14 protein-coding genes are annotated in these 15,240 nt (G+C 71.2%); 4 read left to right on the forward strand and 10 right to left on the reverse strand.

What is annotated here, in order from left to right; translation table 11 throughout:
• Window positions 1–14: 14 nt before the first annotated feature.
• Window positions 15–698, reverse strand: coding sequence for a hypothetical protein (locus EDF40_RS13160; RefSeq protein WP_123339841.1), 684 nt, complete (start codon window positions 696–698; stop codon window positions 15–17).
• 89 nt (window positions 699–787) lie between these two features.
• Here EDF40_RS13160 and lipB point away from each other — a divergent pair, with 89 nt between their 5' ends.
• On the forward strand, window positions 788–1,543 hold the full coding sequence (gene lipB / locus EDF40_RS13165) for a lipoyl(octanoyl) transferase LipB (protein WP_123339842.1): 756 nt from the start codon (window positions 788–790) through the stop codon (window positions 1,541–1,543).
• Complete coding sequence (lipA, locus tag EDF40_RS13170) at window positions 1,540–2,523, forward strand: lipoyl synthase (RefSeq protein ID WP_123339843.1); 984 nt, start codon at window positions 1,540–1,542, stop codon at window positions 2,521–2,523. The genes lipB and lipA overlap by 4 nt, the downstream gene beginning before the upstream one ends.
• 162 nt (window positions 2,524–2,685) lie before the next feature.
• Here the strand turns inward: lipA and EDF40_RS18905 are convergent, their stop codons facing one another.
• Together EDF40_RS18905 and ftsY are read right to left on the reverse strand one after the other, a co-directional pair.
• Entirely contained in the window at window positions 2,686–2,844 is a 159-nt protein-coding gene (locus tag EDF40_RS18905) for a DUF4175 domain-containing protein (protein ID WP_139199230.1), read from the reverse strand.
• 59 nt (window positions 2,845–2,903) lie between these two features.
• Entirely contained in the window at window positions 2,904–3,773 is an 870-nt protein-coding gene (ftsY, locus tag EDF40_RS13175) for a signal recognition particle-docking protein FtsY (RefSeq protein WP_111086057.1), read from the reverse strand.
• A gap of 217 nt (window positions 3,774–3,990) precedes the next feature.
• On the opposite strand from ftsY, the gene EDF40_RS13180 reads away from it, so the two are divergent.
• Complete coding sequence (locus tag EDF40_RS13180) at window positions 3,991–5,019, forward strand: TerC family protein (RefSeq protein WP_111086101.1); 1,029 nt, start codon at window positions 3,991–3,993, stop codon at window positions 5,017–5,019.
• Window positions 5,020–5,227: 208 nt separating this feature from the next.
• Here the strand turns inward: EDF40_RS13180 and EDF40_RS13185 are convergent, their stop codons facing one another.
• From EDF40_RS13185 to EDF40_RS13215, 7 genes are all read right to left on the reverse strand, one after another.
• Window positions 5,228–9,067, reverse strand: a complete 3,840-nt coding sequence (locus EDF40_RS13185) for an AAA family ATPase (protein WP_123339844.1) — start codon at window positions 9,065–9,067, stop codon at window positions 5,228–5,230.
• Between the two features lie 68 nt (window positions 9,068–9,135).
• The gene (mutM, locus tag EDF40_RS13190) at window positions 9,136–10,107 is read right to left on the reverse strand and encodes a bifunctional DNA-formamidopyrimidine glycosylase/DNA-(apurinic or apyrimidinic site) lyase (RefSeq protein WP_123339845.1); all 972 of its coding nucleotides are present in this window, start codon (window positions 10,105–10,107) and stop codon (window positions 9,136–9,138) included.
• Between the two features lie 4 nt (window positions 10,108–10,111).
• Window positions 10,112–10,837: a ribonuclease III gene (gene rnc, locus EDF40_RS13195; protein ID WP_228506018.1), complete on the reverse strand. Its 726-nt coding sequence runs from the start codon at window positions 10,835–10,837 to the stop codon at window positions 10,112–10,114.
• 13 nt (window positions 10,838–10,850) lie between these two features.
• Complete coding sequence (gene rpmF / locus EDF40_RS13200) at window positions 10,851–11,054, reverse strand: 50S ribosomal protein L32 (RefSeq protein WP_017888273.1); 204 nt, start codon at window positions 11,052–11,054, stop codon at window positions 10,851–10,853.
• A 55-nt stretch (window positions 11,055–11,109) separates the two neighbouring features.
• Complete coding sequence (locus EDF40_RS13205; RefSeq protein ID WP_111086054.1) at window positions 11,110–11,691, reverse strand: DUF177 domain-containing protein; 582 nt, start codon at window positions 11,689–11,691, stop codon at window positions 11,110–11,112.
• Between the two features lie 118 nt (window positions 11,692–11,809).
• Entirely contained in the window at window positions 11,810–12,295 is a 486-nt protein-coding gene (coaD, locus tag EDF40_RS13210; RefSeq protein WP_111086053.1) for a pantetheine-phosphate adenylyltransferase, read from the reverse strand.
• A 43-nt stretch (window positions 12,296–12,338) separates the two neighbouring features.
• A complete protein-coding gene (locus EDF40_RS13215; protein WP_123339922.1) occupies window positions 12,339–14,567 on the reverse strand; it encodes an ATP-dependent DNA helicase RecG in 2,229 nt (742 codons plus the stop codon).
• Between the two features lie 86 nt (window positions 14,568–14,653).
• On the opposite strand from EDF40_RS13215, the gene EDF40_RS13220 reads away from it, so the two are divergent.
• Window positions 14,654–15,217: an RsmD family RNA methyltransferase gene (locus tag EDF40_RS13220; protein ID WP_123294845.1), complete on the forward strand. Its 564-nt coding sequence runs from the start codon at window positions 14,654–14,656 to the stop codon at window positions 15,215–15,217.
• The last annotated feature ends 23 nt before the right edge of the window (window positions 15,218–15,240 follow it).

Below are 15,240 nucleotides of genomic sequence, written 5' to 3' on the forward strand. Positions count from 1 at the left end.
CGGGTCCCGGTCGGTCAGCGCAGCAGCACACCGGGCGTGAGCTCGACCGGGGTGTCCAGCCCGACGTCGAGGACCACCGGTGCGGTCGACGGCAGGCGGTCCCCGGTGGGGAACCAGCGCCGGTCCGGCGCCACCAGGATGACGAGACCGTCGACGTCGCCGACCGCGGCGAAGCCCTCGCCTGCCGGGTTGGCGTAGGGCTCGAGTCCGGCGCGGCGCAGTGTCCCGACGGCACCGAGGACGTCGGGCACGGCGATGCCGACCTCGCTGACGGACAGGAGCGGAACCGCGGAAGCCGGCCCCGACACGGGTGCGACGGGCGCCGGTGCGAGTGCGGCCGCGGCGAGGTCCCGCCGTTCGATGAGCTCGAGCAGCTGCTGGTCCGGTCCCTCGAAGTACACCGATCGCGAGTTCCAGTTCGGCGGGCCCTCGAACTCGTCACGCCCGTCGGCGTCGACCAGCACCGTCGCGATCCCGGCGATCCACTCGGCAGCCACGTCGAACGTGCCCGCCGGGATCGTGATCGCGAGGTGCAGCGCACCGGTCATCGACGGCAGTTCCCGGAACAGGAGGCGCGTGGACCCCACCGCTACCTCGACCACTCCGTCGGCGCGGTCGACCGGGCAGCCGAGCCGTTCCCAGAACCGGGCGGTGTCGTCGAGCGAGCGGGTGGCGAGCTGTGCCTGGCGGATGTCCATGTCCGCCATCCGAAGCCCTCAACCACGGTTCAGGTCAAGGTCGCCCCTGTTGTTGTACTCCGTCCAGAAACCATCGTAGGCTCGCTCGCATGACGGAACTCGAGATCGTGCGGCCTGCCGGGCTGCTCGACTACGCCGAGGGCCTCGCGCTGCAGCGGGACCTCCTCGCCGACGTCGTCGCCGGCCGCTCCCCCGGGGCCCTCGTGCTGTGCGAGCACCCGTCCGTGTACACCGCCGGCCGACGCACCGAGCCGTCCGACCTGCCGACGAACGGCGCCCCGGTGGTCGACGTGGACCGCGGCGGACGCATCACCTGGCACGGCCCCGGACAGCTCGTGGCCTACCCGATCGTCCGACTGGCCGTTCCGATCGACGTCGTGGCGTGGGTGCGCGACCTCGAGCAGGTCATCATCGACGCGGCGGCGACCGTCGGGGTGGACGCGCGGCGCATCGACGGCCGGAGCGGCGCGTGGACGTCCGGGTCGGCGGCGACGACCGGCGCTTCGCCCGCCAAGGTCGGCGCCATCGGGCTGCACGTCGCCGAGGGCGTGACGACCCACGGCATCGCGATCAACTGCGACAACGCGCTCGACGTCTACGCCGCGATCGTGCCGTGCGGCATCGCCGACGCCGGCGTGACGACGCTGAGCGCCGCCGCCGGGCGTCCCGTCACGGTCGCCGACCTCGCCGACGTCGTGGTCAACCGCATCCGTGCCGCCGAGCACGGCATGCACAACGGCGACCGGATCAGTCGCGCGGCACGCAGCGCCGCGAGCATCAGCAGCGCAGCCACCAGCACCGCATCCACCAGCACTCTGCCCGCTCGACAGGAGACCCTCGTATGACCCTCGCCCCCGAAGGCCGCCGGATGCTCCGCGTCGAGGCCCGCAACGCCGAGACCCCGATCGAGACGAAGCCCGGGTGGATCAAGACCCGTGCCACCCAGGGCCCCGAGTTCCGCGAGCTGTCCGCCATGGTCAAGGACAAGCAGCTGCACACCGTCTGCCAGGAGGCCGGCTGCCCGAACATCTTCGAGTGCTGGGAGGACCGCGAGGCCACGTTCCTGATCGGCGGCTCGCAGTGCACCCGCCGGTGCGACTTCTGCCAGATCGACACCGGCAAGCCCGAGCCGCTCGACCGTGACGAGCCCCGCCGGGTCGCCGACTCGGTCGTGTCCATGGGACTCAAGTACGCCACCGTGACCGGCGTCGCCCGCGACGACCTGCCCGACGGCGGCTCCTGGCTCTACGCCGAGACCATCCGCCAGATCCACGAGCACTCCCCCGGCACCGGCGTCGAGATCCTGGTGCCGGACTTTAACGGCCGCCCGGACCAGCTCGGCCAGGTGTTCGACGCCCGCCCCGAGGTCTTCGCCCACAACGTCGAGACCGTGCCGCGGATCTTCAAGCGGATCCGACCGGCATTCACGTTCGAGCGCTCCCTCGACGTCATCACGCAGGGCCGCGACGCCGGGCTCGTCACGAAGTCGAACCTGATCCTCGGCATGGGCGAGGAGCACATCGAGATCGAGGACGCCCTGCAGCGCTTGTTCGACGCCGGCACGGACATCATCACGTTGACGCAGTACCTCCGCCCCTCGCCGCGGCACCTGCCCGTGGCGCGCTGGGTCAAGCCGGAGGAGTTCGTGGCGCTGCGTGAGGTCGCCGAGGAGATGGGCTTCGCGGGGGTGCTCGCCGGCCCGCTCGTCCGGTCGTCGTACCGCGCCGGACGCCTGTGGGCACGCGCCACGGTCGCGCGTGGCGGCTCGGTTCCCGAGCACCTCTCGCACCTGCTCGACGCGACGCCGGGTCGCCAGGCCGTCTGAAGCCGCCCGCCGGTCCGCGAAAGCGACAGATCTCCGCCGACAGTTCGCGGCAGTCTGTCGCTGTGGCGGCACTGGTCGCGACCACGGACAGACGGGAGGCACGGTGCCAGCTGGCACCGTGCCTCCCGTTCGTCCATCCGCCCGTTCAGGGCGACGCGAGCGCTATGCGCGACCGCGGATGCTCCTGAGGAGCCAGCCGATGACGGCCAGGATGATGAGGACGATCCCGACCCACAGCAGGAACTTCAGCGCACCGACGAAGATGCCGCTGAAGAGCAGGACGAGGCCGACGATGATCGCGATGATCAGGAGTGCTGGCATTGAAGGGCTCCTTCCGGTGTACCTGGACGATCCCTGTACTGCGGAGACAGTACCCGGAATCAGCCCACGAGGTTCTGCACGAACACGTGCGGGGTGAAACCGGTCAGGTCGTTGATGCCCTCGCCCTGCCCGATGAGCTTGATCGGGATGCCCGTCTTCTCCTGCACGCTGAGCACGAAGCCGGCCTTCGCGGAGCCGTCGAGCTTGGTGATGACGAGGCCGGTGACCCCGGCACCCTCGATGAACGCCTGCGCCTGGGCCAAGCCGTTCTGCCCGGTGGTCGCGTCGAGGACGAGCAGCACCTCGCTGATCTCGGTCTGCTTCTCGACGACGCGCTTGATCTTCGTCAGCTCGTCCATCAGGCCCGCCTTCGTGTGCAGGCGGCCGGCGGTGTCGATGACGACGATCTCGGTGTTGTCGCGGATCGCCTTCTCGACGGTCTGGTACGCCACCGAGGCCGGGTCCTGCCCGGGCTGCGACGGGCGGACGACGTCGACGCCGGCGCGCTCGGCCCAGGTCGCGACCTGCTCGACCGCGGCAGCACGGAAGGTGTCGGCCGCACCGACGAGGACCGTGCGGTCGTAGGTCTTCAGGAACTTGGCGAACTTGCCGATCGTCGTGGTCTTGCCGACGCCGTTCACCCCGACGACGAGCACGACGGCGGGCCGTGCGCTGAGCTTGAGCGTGGTGTCGAGCTTCGACAGCCGTTCCTCGAGCACCTCACGCAGCATGCGCTGCAGGTCGGCCGGGTCGGTCGTGCCGTAGCGGTCGACGCGCGCGTGCAGGTCCTCGATGATCGCCTCGGAGATGTCCGGACCGAAGTCGGCGCCGATCAGCGCGGTCTCGAGGTCCTCCCACGTGGTCTCGTCGATCGTCTTGCGCTGGAAGAGGCCGCGCAGCCGTGAGGACAGTGACCAGGAACTCGCCATGCTCCCAGCTTAGAGCGCGGCGCATGTCCGCTGTGCCCGGTATGCTCGGTCTCACGAAGGGGAGTATTCCCTCTCGGTGACCCCGTCAGTACGGCCCGGAACGATCCGGACCCGGGGCGCCGGTCGTGCAGCACCGGTTCCGGTGCGACACGGCGGAAGAGACCTTCAGGCCTCGGCGTACCCGCACATCAGCGGCGCGCCCTACCTGAAGGAAACCGTGGACGTCCCACTCTTCGTCTGGCTCCTCACCATCGCAGGCATCCTCGCCCTGCTGGTGTTCGACTTCTACTCGCACGTGCGCACCCCGCACGTGCCGCACATCCGCGAATCCGCGTTCTGGTCCGTGTTCTACATCGGACTCGCGATCCTGTTCGGCTTCGGCATCCTGGTCTTCGGCGGCGGACAGGCCGGCGGTGAGTACTTCGCCGGGTGGCTCACCGAGAAGGCGTTGTCGGTCGACAACCTGTTCGTCTTCCTCATCATCATGACGAGCTTCGCCGTGCCGAAGGAGTTCCAGCAGAAGGTCCTGCTGGTCGGCGTCGCGATCGCCCTCGTCGCCCGAGGCATCTTCATCGCCCTCGGCGTCACGATCATCGAGAACTTCTCGTGGGTGTTCTACCTGTTCGGCGCGTTGCTGTTCTGGCTCGCGTGGTCGCAGGCCCGCAGCGGCAACGACCACGGTGGTGACGAGGGCGACTCCCGCCTGATCCGCATCCTGAAGCGCATCATCCCGACCTCGGACCACTACGACGGCGACCGCCTGACCACCAAGGTCGACGGCAAGCGCCTGTTCACCCCGATGCTCCTCGTCATGGTCGCGATCGGTCTGACCGACGTGCTGTTCGCGCTCGACTCGATCCCCGCGATCTTCGGGCTCACCCAGGACGCCTTCATCGTGTTCACCGCGAACGCGTTCTCACTGCTCGGCCTGCGGCAGCTGTACTTCCTGATCGCCGGGCTGCTCGAGCGTCTGATCTACCTGGGTCAGGGCCTCGCGGTCATCCTCGGCTTCATCGGTGTGAAGCTCGTCTTCCACGCCATGCACGTCAACGAGCTGCCGTTCATCAACGGTGGCGAGCACATCGAGTGGGCGCCGGAGATCCCGATCTGGTTCTCGCTGGGCTTCATCCTGCTGACCATCGCGGTCGCGACGACCGCCTCGCTGGTCGTCTCGAAGAAGCGCCAGGAGCGCGGGCTCACCCCGACGGGCGAGCCGAAGGAGTCGGTCGCGGCCGACGCGGAGTAAGCGTCACGCCCTGGACGGGCGGCAACACGGACGGGAGGCACGGTGCCAGCTGGCACCGTGCCTCCCGTCTGTCCGTGGTCGCGACCAGAGCCGCGAAAGCGACAGATCTCGTCGCAGACCCACGATCCTCTCCGCGAAAGCGACAGCGTGCCGCGAACTGTTGGCGGACATCTGTCGCTTTCGCGGCACCGGGAGGCGACCAGTGCGGCTACGCGACCGCGTCGGCCGGCTCGCGCTTCTGCACCCGCTGCCCGACGACGGCGGACACGCCGTCCTGCCGCATCGACACCCCGTACAGGGCGTCGGCGATCTCCATCGTGCGCTTCTGGTGCGTGATGACGATGAGCTGCGAGGACTCGCGGAGCCGCTCGAACACCGTCAGCAGGCGACCGAGGTTGGCGTCGTCGAGGGCGGCCTCGACCTCGTCCATGATGTAGAACGGCGACGGTCGTGCAGTGAAGATCGCGACGAGCAGCGCCACTGCGGCCAGGGACCGCTCGCCGCCGGACAGCAGCGTCAGGCGGTCGATCTTCTTGCCGGCGGGCTTCACCTGCACGTCGATCCCGGTGCCGAGCAGGTCGGTCGGGTCGGTGAGGTTGATCGAGCCGGAGCCGCCCGGGAACAGGATCGGGAAGATGACGTCGAAGGCATCCTTCGTGTCGTTGAACGCCGACTCGAAGATCGTCTGCATCTTCGTGTCGAGCTCGTCGATGATCGTCATCAGGTCGGTGCGGGTCTTCTGCAGGTCCTCGAGCTGCTCGGCGAGGAACGCGTGCCGCTGCTCGAGTGCCTGGAACTCCTCGAGCGCGAGCGGGTTCACCTTGCCGAGCCGGCCGAGGTCGCGTTCGGCGGCCTGCAGGCGGCGTTCCTGCTCCGCGCGGACGTACGGCACGGTCTCGACGTCGTCGGGGTCGACCTCGTCGGTGACGTCGAACTCGGGCAGAGCGGGGCCGCCGGGCAGGGTCGACGCGAGCTCGACGAGCGCCACGGTGTCGTCGCCGGGGCTGGTGTCGAGGTCCGCCGTGCCGCCGTCGGGGTCGATGTCGGTGTCGGCATCGTCGACCGGCGCCGTGTCGCTGTCGACCGGCACCGTGTCGCCGTCCGCCGGCACCGTGTCGCCGTCCGCCGTCTCGTCGAGGCCCGCCGCGGCAGCCGCCGCGCGCTCGGCGTCGCGGTGCTTCCGCGCCAGCACCCGCGGGTCCACCAGCACGTCGACCGGCACCGGCACGGTCGGCCCGTACTCGGTGACGAGCACGGCTTCGGTCAACCCGAGGTCGCTCAGCGCCCGGTCGAGCACGCCCGACACGTGCAGTTTCTTCTCGTAGATCTCCATCTCGAGCGAGTGGACGCCGTCGGTGATGGTCTGCAGCCGGTCGCGGAGCTCGCGCTCCTCGTTCCGGATCGCCTGCAGTTCGGTGTTGCGCTTCGACCGTTCGGACTCCTCGGTCGCGAGCTGCACGCGTGCCTCGGCCAGCGACCGGTCGACGGCGCCCAGCACGCCCGGCAGATCGGCGAGGACGGCTTCGGCGGTCTCGATCTGGCCGCGTCGGATCACCGCACGACGCGCTGCTTCCTCAGCCGCCGCGCGCTCGGCCTCGAGCTGGCGTTCGAGCTGGTCGGCGCGGTGCCGTTCGGCGCGGACGCGCTCGCGCACGGTCTGCACCTGGATGCGCTGCTCGACCTCGGCGGCGCGTGCGGCCTCGAGTGCGTCCTGCAGGCCCGGACGCTCGGAGGCGTCGACGACGGGCCGCTCCTGCTCGGTGAACGCGCGGTGTGCCGCCTCGGCCTCTGCCTGGGCGGTGTCGACGAGCTCGACGGCGCCGTCGGTCTCGGCGAGGGCTGCACGCAGGCGCTCCACCTCGGCCGCCGCGTTCTCGGCCTTCGCCCGCGTCGAGGCGCTGGCCCGGTCGTACTCGGCCGTCGCCTTCGCGTGCGCGCGGGATGCAGCGTCGGCTTCGTCCGCACGGCGGCGTGCGTCCTCGACGGCGGTGCGTGCTGCCTGGAGGCCCGTGGCTGCGTCCTCGGCGTCCGCCCTGATGGCGTCGCGTCGCGTCACGGCGTCGTCGCGCTCCGCGACGAGCTCGATCCGCGAGGTCACGCGTTCCCCGCCGCCGGTGACGCGGACGGCGCGCACGAGGTCACCGGACCGGGTGACGACCGTCGCGTGCGGGGCGGCGGCGAGCACGGCCTCCAGGTCGAGCGTGCCGGCGGTCGCGCCTTGGCCGTCGGCAGTCTCCGCGATCAGGGTGTTCCGCAGGATAGCGGCGATCGCCGGCGGGCCCTGCACCAGGTCGAGGGCGCGGCGGACGCCGGGCGGCAGCGTGTCCGGCAGGTCCGTGGAGAGGACCTCGGCGTCCGCCACGACGACGTCGATGCGTCCGATGTCCGCGGAGCGGGCGTGGACGACGGCGTCGAGCGCGACCGACCGGTCGTCGGCGAGGACGGCGTCCGCGAGCCCGTCGAGCGCGACGGCGACGGCGCCCTCGAACCCGGGCACCACCGTGAGCGCGTCGGCCAGACGCCCGACGATGCCCGCGCGTCCGGCGTCGATGAGCGCCTGCGAACCGTCGCGGATGTCGATCGACATGCCGAGCGCCGCGACCCGCGCGTCGAGGGCGTCCCGCTCGCGCTCGAGGGCGTGCAGCCGGTCGCGCCGCTCGTCGCGTGCGGCCTGCGCGGTCTCCAGCTGCGCACGAGCCGCCTGGAGCGTGGCGGCGAGGGCCTCGTCGTCGACGCCCTCGGACGGATCGGTGCCGAGTTCGGCGAGGGCCGCGGTCGCACGCTCGGCGCGTTCGCCCGCCTCGGCGAGGGCCCGCCCGCGACGCTCACGGTCCGCCACCGTGGACCCGCGCTTCGACCGGGCCACGTCGACGGCGTTCGCCAGCCGCTGCGCCTCGAGGTCGTGCTGCGAGACGCGGGCGGCCTGCGCGGCGATGCGTTCGTCGAGGGCGTCGAGCGCGTCACGTGCAGCCTGCACCGCACGGGCGGTCTCCGCAGAGCCGCCCTGCATCTCCTCGGCGCGGGCGGCGAGCCGATCGGCCTCGGCACGGACACCGGCCACCCGCTCCGGGGTGATCGAGGGGCCCTGCTGCGGGGCGTCGGCCTGCTGCGCCAGGAACATCAGCCGCTGGTTCGCCAGGCTGGACAGCCCGCGCAGGCGCTCCTGCACGCTCTCCAGGCGGTGCACCACGGTCCGGGCGCGGTCGACGTCGTCGCCGACCATGCTCTGCTCGACGTGCTGCTGGCGGACCCGGGTCTGGTCGAGTCGCTCGGTCAGGACGATGCGCTCGGACTTGCGGCCCGCCTCGACCTCTTGGTGGTCGTGCAGTTCGCGGCGCAGCCGGACGACGTCGTCGGCGAGGATGCGGGCCTTGGCGTCCCGCGCGACGGCGGCGACGGACTGGGCCTTGCGGGCGACCTCGGCCTGGCGGCCGAGCGGCTTCAGCTGGCGCCGGATCTCGCCCGCGAGGTCGGACAGGCGGGTCAGGTTCGTCTGCATCGCGTCGAGCTTCCGGAGGGTCTTCTCCTTGCGGCGACGGTGCTTCAGGATGCCGGCGGCTTCCTCGATGAAACCGCGGCGGTCCTCCGGGGTGGCGTGCAGGACCTTGTCGAGCTGCCCCTGCCCGACGATGACGTGCATCTCGCGGCCGAGGCCGGTGTCGCTCAGGAGTTCCTGCACGTCGAGCAGTCGGCAGTTCTCGCCGTTGATGGCGTACTCGCTGCCGCCGTTGCGGAACAGGGTGCGCGCGATCGTCACCTCGGAGTAGTCGATCGGCAGCAGCCCGTCGGTGTTGTCGATCGTCAGCAGCACCTGGGCACGGCCGAGCGGTCCGCGGGTCGAAGTGCCCGCGAAGATGACGTCCTCCATCTTGCCGCCGCGCAGGGTCTTCGCCCCCTGCTCCCCCATCACCCAGGCCAGGGCGTCGACGACGTTGGACTTGCCGGAGCCGTTCGGGCCGACGATGCACGTGACGCCCGGCTCGAAGGCGAACGTCGTCGGCTGCGCGAAGGACTTGAACCCCTTGATGGTCAGGCTCTTCAAGTACATGCGGTCTCCGGGTGTGCTCACGCGTGCTGCGGCGGGGCCGCTGCTGGGCTGTGCTGCTGGGCGCCAGGCTAACGCGTACGGGCGCGGGGACGCGGTTGGCACACGGGGCAGATGTGGCTCGACCGGTTCATGAAGGCCTCGCGCACGATCGTCGTGCCGCAGCGGGGGCAGGGTTTCCCCTGCTGGCCGTAGACGTTCAGACGCTGCGAGAAGTACCCGGACTGCCCGTTGACGTTGACGTACTGGGCGTCGAAGCTCGTCCCGCCGTCCTCGAGCGCACGCCGGAGGATACTGCGCACCTCGTGCAGCAGGCGTGCGAGGTCGGCACGGGTCAGCCGCTCGGCCGGTCGGTCGTAGTGCAGCTTCGCAGCCCAGAGGGACTCGTCGGCGTAGATGTTGCCGATGCCGCTCACGACGCCCTGGTCGAGCAGGATCCGCTTGATGCCGCTCGAACGCTTCCGGGCGATGGCGGTGAAGCGGTCGTCGTCGAACGCGGGGTCGAGCGGGTCGCGGGCGATGTGCGACACCTGCTGCGGTACGCTCCGGCGCCACGCGGCGTCGGCGTCCGATGCGTCGACGTGCCCGGCGAACCCGGCCGGGGCGCCGTCCACCGTCGGCACCATCGCGTCGATCGCCATCGAGCCGAAGGTGCGTTGGTCGACGAACTCGAGCTCGACCGCGGGTTCGGCGGTGCCGTCGCGGTCGGTGCCGGCGGGTTGCACGTCGATGAGGATGCGGCGGTGCTTCGCCGCCGGTCGACCGCGGCCGAGCAGGATCTGGCCGCTCATGCCGAGGTGGGCGACGAGCGCTTCGGGCCGGTCGCCCTCGTGCTCGGGCTGCAACGGCAGCCAGAGGAACTTGCCCCGACGGACCGCTGCGGCGATGGTGCGACCGGTCAGGCGGTCGGCGAAGTCCTCGGCCGGGCCGTCGTGCCGGGTGAGCGCCCGCTCGTCCACGACGTCGACGTGCAGCACCCGAGCGCCGCTGACCGCGGGTTCGAGGCCGGCGCGCACGACCTCGACCTCGGGGAGTTCGGGCACGCGGTCAGGCCGCTCGGCCGGACAGCCGGGTCCAGGCGTCGAGCGCCGCGGACATCTCGGCGGCCTTCTTGCTCGAGCCGGTGCCGACGGCGATGTCCTCGCCCTGCAGGACGACGGTCGCGCTGAAGGTCTTGTCGTGGTCCGGGCCGGTCTCGGTGACGCGGTAGGCCGGGTTGCCGAGCGACAGGCTCGCCGCGAGCTCCTGCAGGCTCGTCTTCGGGTCCATCGCGGCACCGAAGCGGTCGGGGTCGATCATCAGTGGCTCGACCAGGCGGAGCACCAGGTCGGTCGCCGGGTCGGGGCCAGCGGACAGGTAGGTGGCACCGATGACGGCTTCGACGGTGTCGGCGAGGATCGACGACTTGTCGCGGCCGCCGGTCTGTTCCTCGCCCTTGCCGAGGCGCAGGTACTGGCCGAGCCCGATCATCCGGGCGATCTCGGCCAGCGCGACCGTCGACACCAGGCTGGCGCGACGCTTCGCGAGGTCACCCTCGTCGAGGTCGGGGAAGGACCGGTAGAGCTTCACGGTCACGGCCTGGCCGAGGATCGAGTCGCCGAGGAACTCGAGGCGCTCGTTGTGCTTGATGCCCCCGTGCTCGTAGGCGTAGGAGCGGTGTGTCAGGGCGAGCTGGAGCAGCTCGAGGTCGATGTCGACCCCGAGCTGGCCCTGCAGACGAACGACGTCCGGCCCCACGGGGCGGGACCCCGTGGCGCCGGACGTCGTCGTCATGCGTTCGGTCCGATCAGACGTCGGCGACCTTGCGGCCCTTGTACTCCATGTACAGGGGGGTGCCGGCCGAGTCCTCGACGACCTTCGCGCGGTGCGGGAGGCTGTAGGTGACCTGACCGTTCTCGATCGTCTTGACGAGCTGGATCGGCGTGGCCTTCCACTGCGAACGACGGGCGTGCGTGTTCGCACGGGACTGCTTGCGCTTGGGAACGGCCATGGTGAATCTCTTTCGGTTGGTCGGTGGTCGGTACGGGGGCTGGCGGTGTCGGGGCCTACTCGGCCTCGGCCCGCTCCTCGCCCTCGGTGGTCTTCGTGTCGGTGGTGTCGCCGTGGGCGGCACGCTCGGCTGCTTCGAGCTGGATGCCGGTCAGGGCTGCCCAGCGAGGGTCCAGGGTCTCGTGAACGGGCTGCTCATCGAGGTCGGCCAGTCGCTCGCCCGTCACCGGGTCGAGGCCTGGGCAGTCCGGTCGGCAGACCGGCTGGAACGGCAGCGCCAGCACCACCGCATCTCGAACGACCTGTTCGCAGTCCACGTGGTCATCGCGAACGAAGAAGTCGAAATCCTCCGAGGCATCATACGCGAACAGCTCAGCGAAATCGACCTCGACGGGTTCGCTGATGTCGATGAGGCAGCGCGAGCACTCCCCCGTCGCGTCGGCTGAGGCGTGACCGGACACGAGGACACCCTCGTGCAGGCCCTCGAGCCGCAGGTCGATGCGCAGCGGAGCACCTTCGCGCACCGCGATCACACCGGCTCCCAGCGCGTCCGGCACCACGATGTCGAGCGAGTGCTCGCGCATCTCGCCCGGACGGTGCGCCAGGTCGCGCACGCGCAGGGCGTAGGGGCTGTTCACGTGGGAAGACACGATCGTCAACCCTAGCGTGAACGCAGCCGAGAGTCGAGGCAGGCGGGGGTGTGTCCGCGCGTCGGCCGGCCGGGCCTCCGGCTCGGCGCGCGGCTCGGCGTACGGCTCAGCGTGCGGCGAGGGCTGCCGCCACGGCCTTCGGTACGTAGGGGGTGACGTCGCCGCCGAGCGTCGACACCTGGCGGATGAGCGAGCTCGACACGTGGGAGCGCGAGGCGTCGGGCAGCAGGAACACGGTCTCGACGTCGGCGAGGTGCCGGTTCATGATCGCCATCGGGGTCTCGTACGCGACGTCCTCGCCCGATCGCACGCCCTTGACGAGCACCTTCGCCCCGACCTGCCGGCAGTAGTCGACGAGGAGCCCGGAGGTCCACTCCCCGACCCGGACCGTTCCCGGCGTGCCGACCTCGGCCAGGGACTCCTCGATGAGCCGGACGCGGTCGACCGCCTCGAACATCGCGGGCTTCTTGTCCGGGTTGTGCACCACGAGCACGTGCACCTCGTCGAACAGCCCGGCGGCTCGACCGATGACGTCGAGGTGCCCGAGCGTGACGGGGTCGAAGGAACCGGGGACCACCGCGATCTGCGCCATGGCAGCGACGATACCGGTCCGTGCCGGTGCATCCGGCCCGGGGTCAGTTCTTGCCGAGGAACGCCGCGTCGGACTCGTCGAGGCGGCGTGCCAGTGCCTCACGCAGGGCCGGGGACCCGTCGAGCTCGGGATCGGGTTCGAGGACCCGCTCGGCTTCGCCACGGGCGTCCACGATGAGGTCGGCGTGCTCGACCACGCGCAGCAGGTTCAACGACGACCGGCCGCCCGACTGCCGCTCGCCGAGCACGTCGCCCTCGCGCCGGAGCTCGAGGTCGACCCGGGCGAGCTCGAAGCCGTCGTCCGAGGCGGACACCGCGTCGACGCGTTCCCGCGAGGTGGTCTCGAGCTCGGCGGTGGTGACGAGCAGGCAGACGCCCGCCCACTGCCCACGGCCGATGCGGCCGCGCAGCTGGTGCAGCTGGGAGACGCCGAAGCGATCGGCGTCGAGCACGGCCATCATCGCGGCGTTCGGCACGTCGACACCGACCTCGATCACGGTCGTGGCGACGAGGACGTCCAGGTCGCCGGCGGCGAAGGACGTCATCACGCGGTCCTTCTCCTCTGCCGTCATCCGGCCGTGCAGCACCGCGATCCGTCGGCCTTCGAGCACGGGCATCGTGCGCATCCGCTCGGCGGTGGCGAGCACGGTCGCCGGGGCGCGCTTGGGGGCGTCGTCCTCGGACTCGGCGGGCGCGGGTTCGCCGTCGTCCTCGGCGTGGGCGTCGTCGATGGCGGGGCAGACCACGAAGGCCTGACGCCCCTTGTCGAGCTCCTCTGCCATCCGGGACCAGATGCGGGACTCCCACCCGGGGTGCTCCGCCAGCGGGACGGTGAAGGTCTCGACGCCCGCACGACCGGAGGGCAGCCCGGTGATCGTCGAGACGTCGAGGTCACCGAACACCGTCATCGCGACGGTGCGTGGGATCGGGGTGGCGGTGAGCACCAGGACGTGCGGCGGGGTGGCGCCCTTCGTCCGGAGCGCTTCACGCTGCTCGACGCCGAAGCGGTGCTGTTCGTCGACGACCACGAGCCCGAGCTCGGCGAAGTCGACGCGGTCGCCGAGCAGGGCGTGGGTGCCGACCACGAGCCGCGAGCTGCCCGACGCCGCGGCGAGCAGGGCCCGTCGGCGTTCGTCGGTGGACTGCGACCCGGTCAGGATCACCGGACGGAGCTCGGCCGCGAGGTCCGGTCCGAGGAACTTCACGATGGACCGCAGGTGCTGCGCGGCCAGCACCTCGGTCGGGGCGATGAGCGCGGACTGCCCACCGGACTCGGCCACCGTGAGCATGGCGCGGATGGCCACGAGGGTCTTGCCCGAGCCGACCTCGCCCTGCACCAGCCGGTGCATCGGCCAGGTGCGGGCGATGTCGGTGTCGATCTCGGCACCGACGGCACGCTGGTCGTCGGTCAGGGTGAACGGCAGGGTGGCGTCGAAGCGCTCGAGGATGCCACCGGGAGCAGCCACCCGCGGCGTCGCCGCGGTGCGTCGGGCGCGGATCCGGCGCTGCACCAGGGCGGTCTGCAGCACGAACGCCTCGCGGTAGCGCAGGGCGTCCTGCGCACGCCTGAAGTCCGCGACCTTCTCGGGGCGGTGGAGGAGCTCGAGTGCCCGACGGAACTGGACGAGGTCGAGCCGGCTGCGCGCCGAGGCCGGTACCGGGTCGGGCAGGTCCGGCAGGGTGTCGAGCACGATGCCCATCGACTTCGCGATCTGCCACGAGGTGAGCGAGGCCGTCGCCGGGTAGATCGGGATCGGCTGCCGCGACCACCGGATCGCTTCGTCCGAACCCGGTTCGGCCGTGGCGCGGGGGTCGTCGGGGTCGAAGAGCTCGTAGTCCGGGTGGGCGAGCTGGCGGGCACCGCGGTAGTCGCTGACCTTGCCGGAGAAGATGCCGCGGGCACCGGGCACCAGGTCCTTGGTGCGCCAGCCCTGGTTGAAGAACGTCAGGGTGAGCAGCCCCTTGCCGTCGCCGATCTTCGCTTCGAGGATCGATCCGCGACGGGCGCGCATCGTGCGCTCGCGGACGTCGACCACCTCGGCCACGATGGTGACCGGTTCGCCGATCGCCAGGGAGTCGAGTGCCGTCAGGGCACCGCGCTCGGCGTAGCGCCGGGGTGCGTGCTCGAGGAACTCGCCCACCGTGCGGTGGCCGAACGCCTTCTCGATCGCGGACGCGGTCCGACCACCGAGCACGTTCGCGAGCCGCGCGTCGAGGGGCGCCGGACCGAGGTCGGGCGCTGCCGGCGCAGCGGGGGTTCCGGTGGTGACCACGGACACCACGGTACCGGGCACGACCGACGTGCCACGTGCCTCCCGTCCGGCCTGTGGACGGCGTCGTCGGCCGATACGGTGGCTGCATGACCCGCATCATCGCCGGCGCCGCCGGCAACACGACGCTCCGTGTGCCGAAGTCCGGCACCCGGCCGACGAGCGACCGGGTGCGCGAGGCGCTGTTCTCATCGCTCGAGGCCCGTGGGCTCGTCGACGACACCTCCGTCGCGGACCTCTACGCCGGCACCGGTGCCCTCGGGCTCGAAGCGGCGTCGCGCGGTGCGGTCGAGGTCGTGCTGGTCGACCGCGCGTCGGCCGCGGCGCAGGCGTGCCGGGCGAACGCGAAGGCCGTGCAGCAGCGGATCCCCGGAGTGCGGATCGACGTGCAGCCACAGCCGGTGCTCGGGTACCTGCGCGGGACCGTGCGCACGTTCGACCTGGTCTTCATCGACCCGCCGTACGACGTGACCGAGCACGAGATCGCCGAGGTGCTCGAGACGCTCGTGCCGCGGTTGACCGCCGGTGCCGTGGTGGTCGTCGAGCGGAGCAAGCGCTCCGCCGAACCGACGTGGCCCGCTGGGCTCGAGCCGTTCAGCAAGCGCAGCTACGGCGAGACCGTGGCGTGGGAAGCCGTGGCTGCCGCGGGCTGAGCCGCGCGGGCGACTCAGAACGA

Origin of the sequence: Curtobacterium sp. PhB170, from assembly GCF_003752345.1 — a bacterium.
GTDB lineage: Bacteria > Actinomycetota > Actinomycetes > Actinomycetales > Microbacteriaceae > Curtobacterium.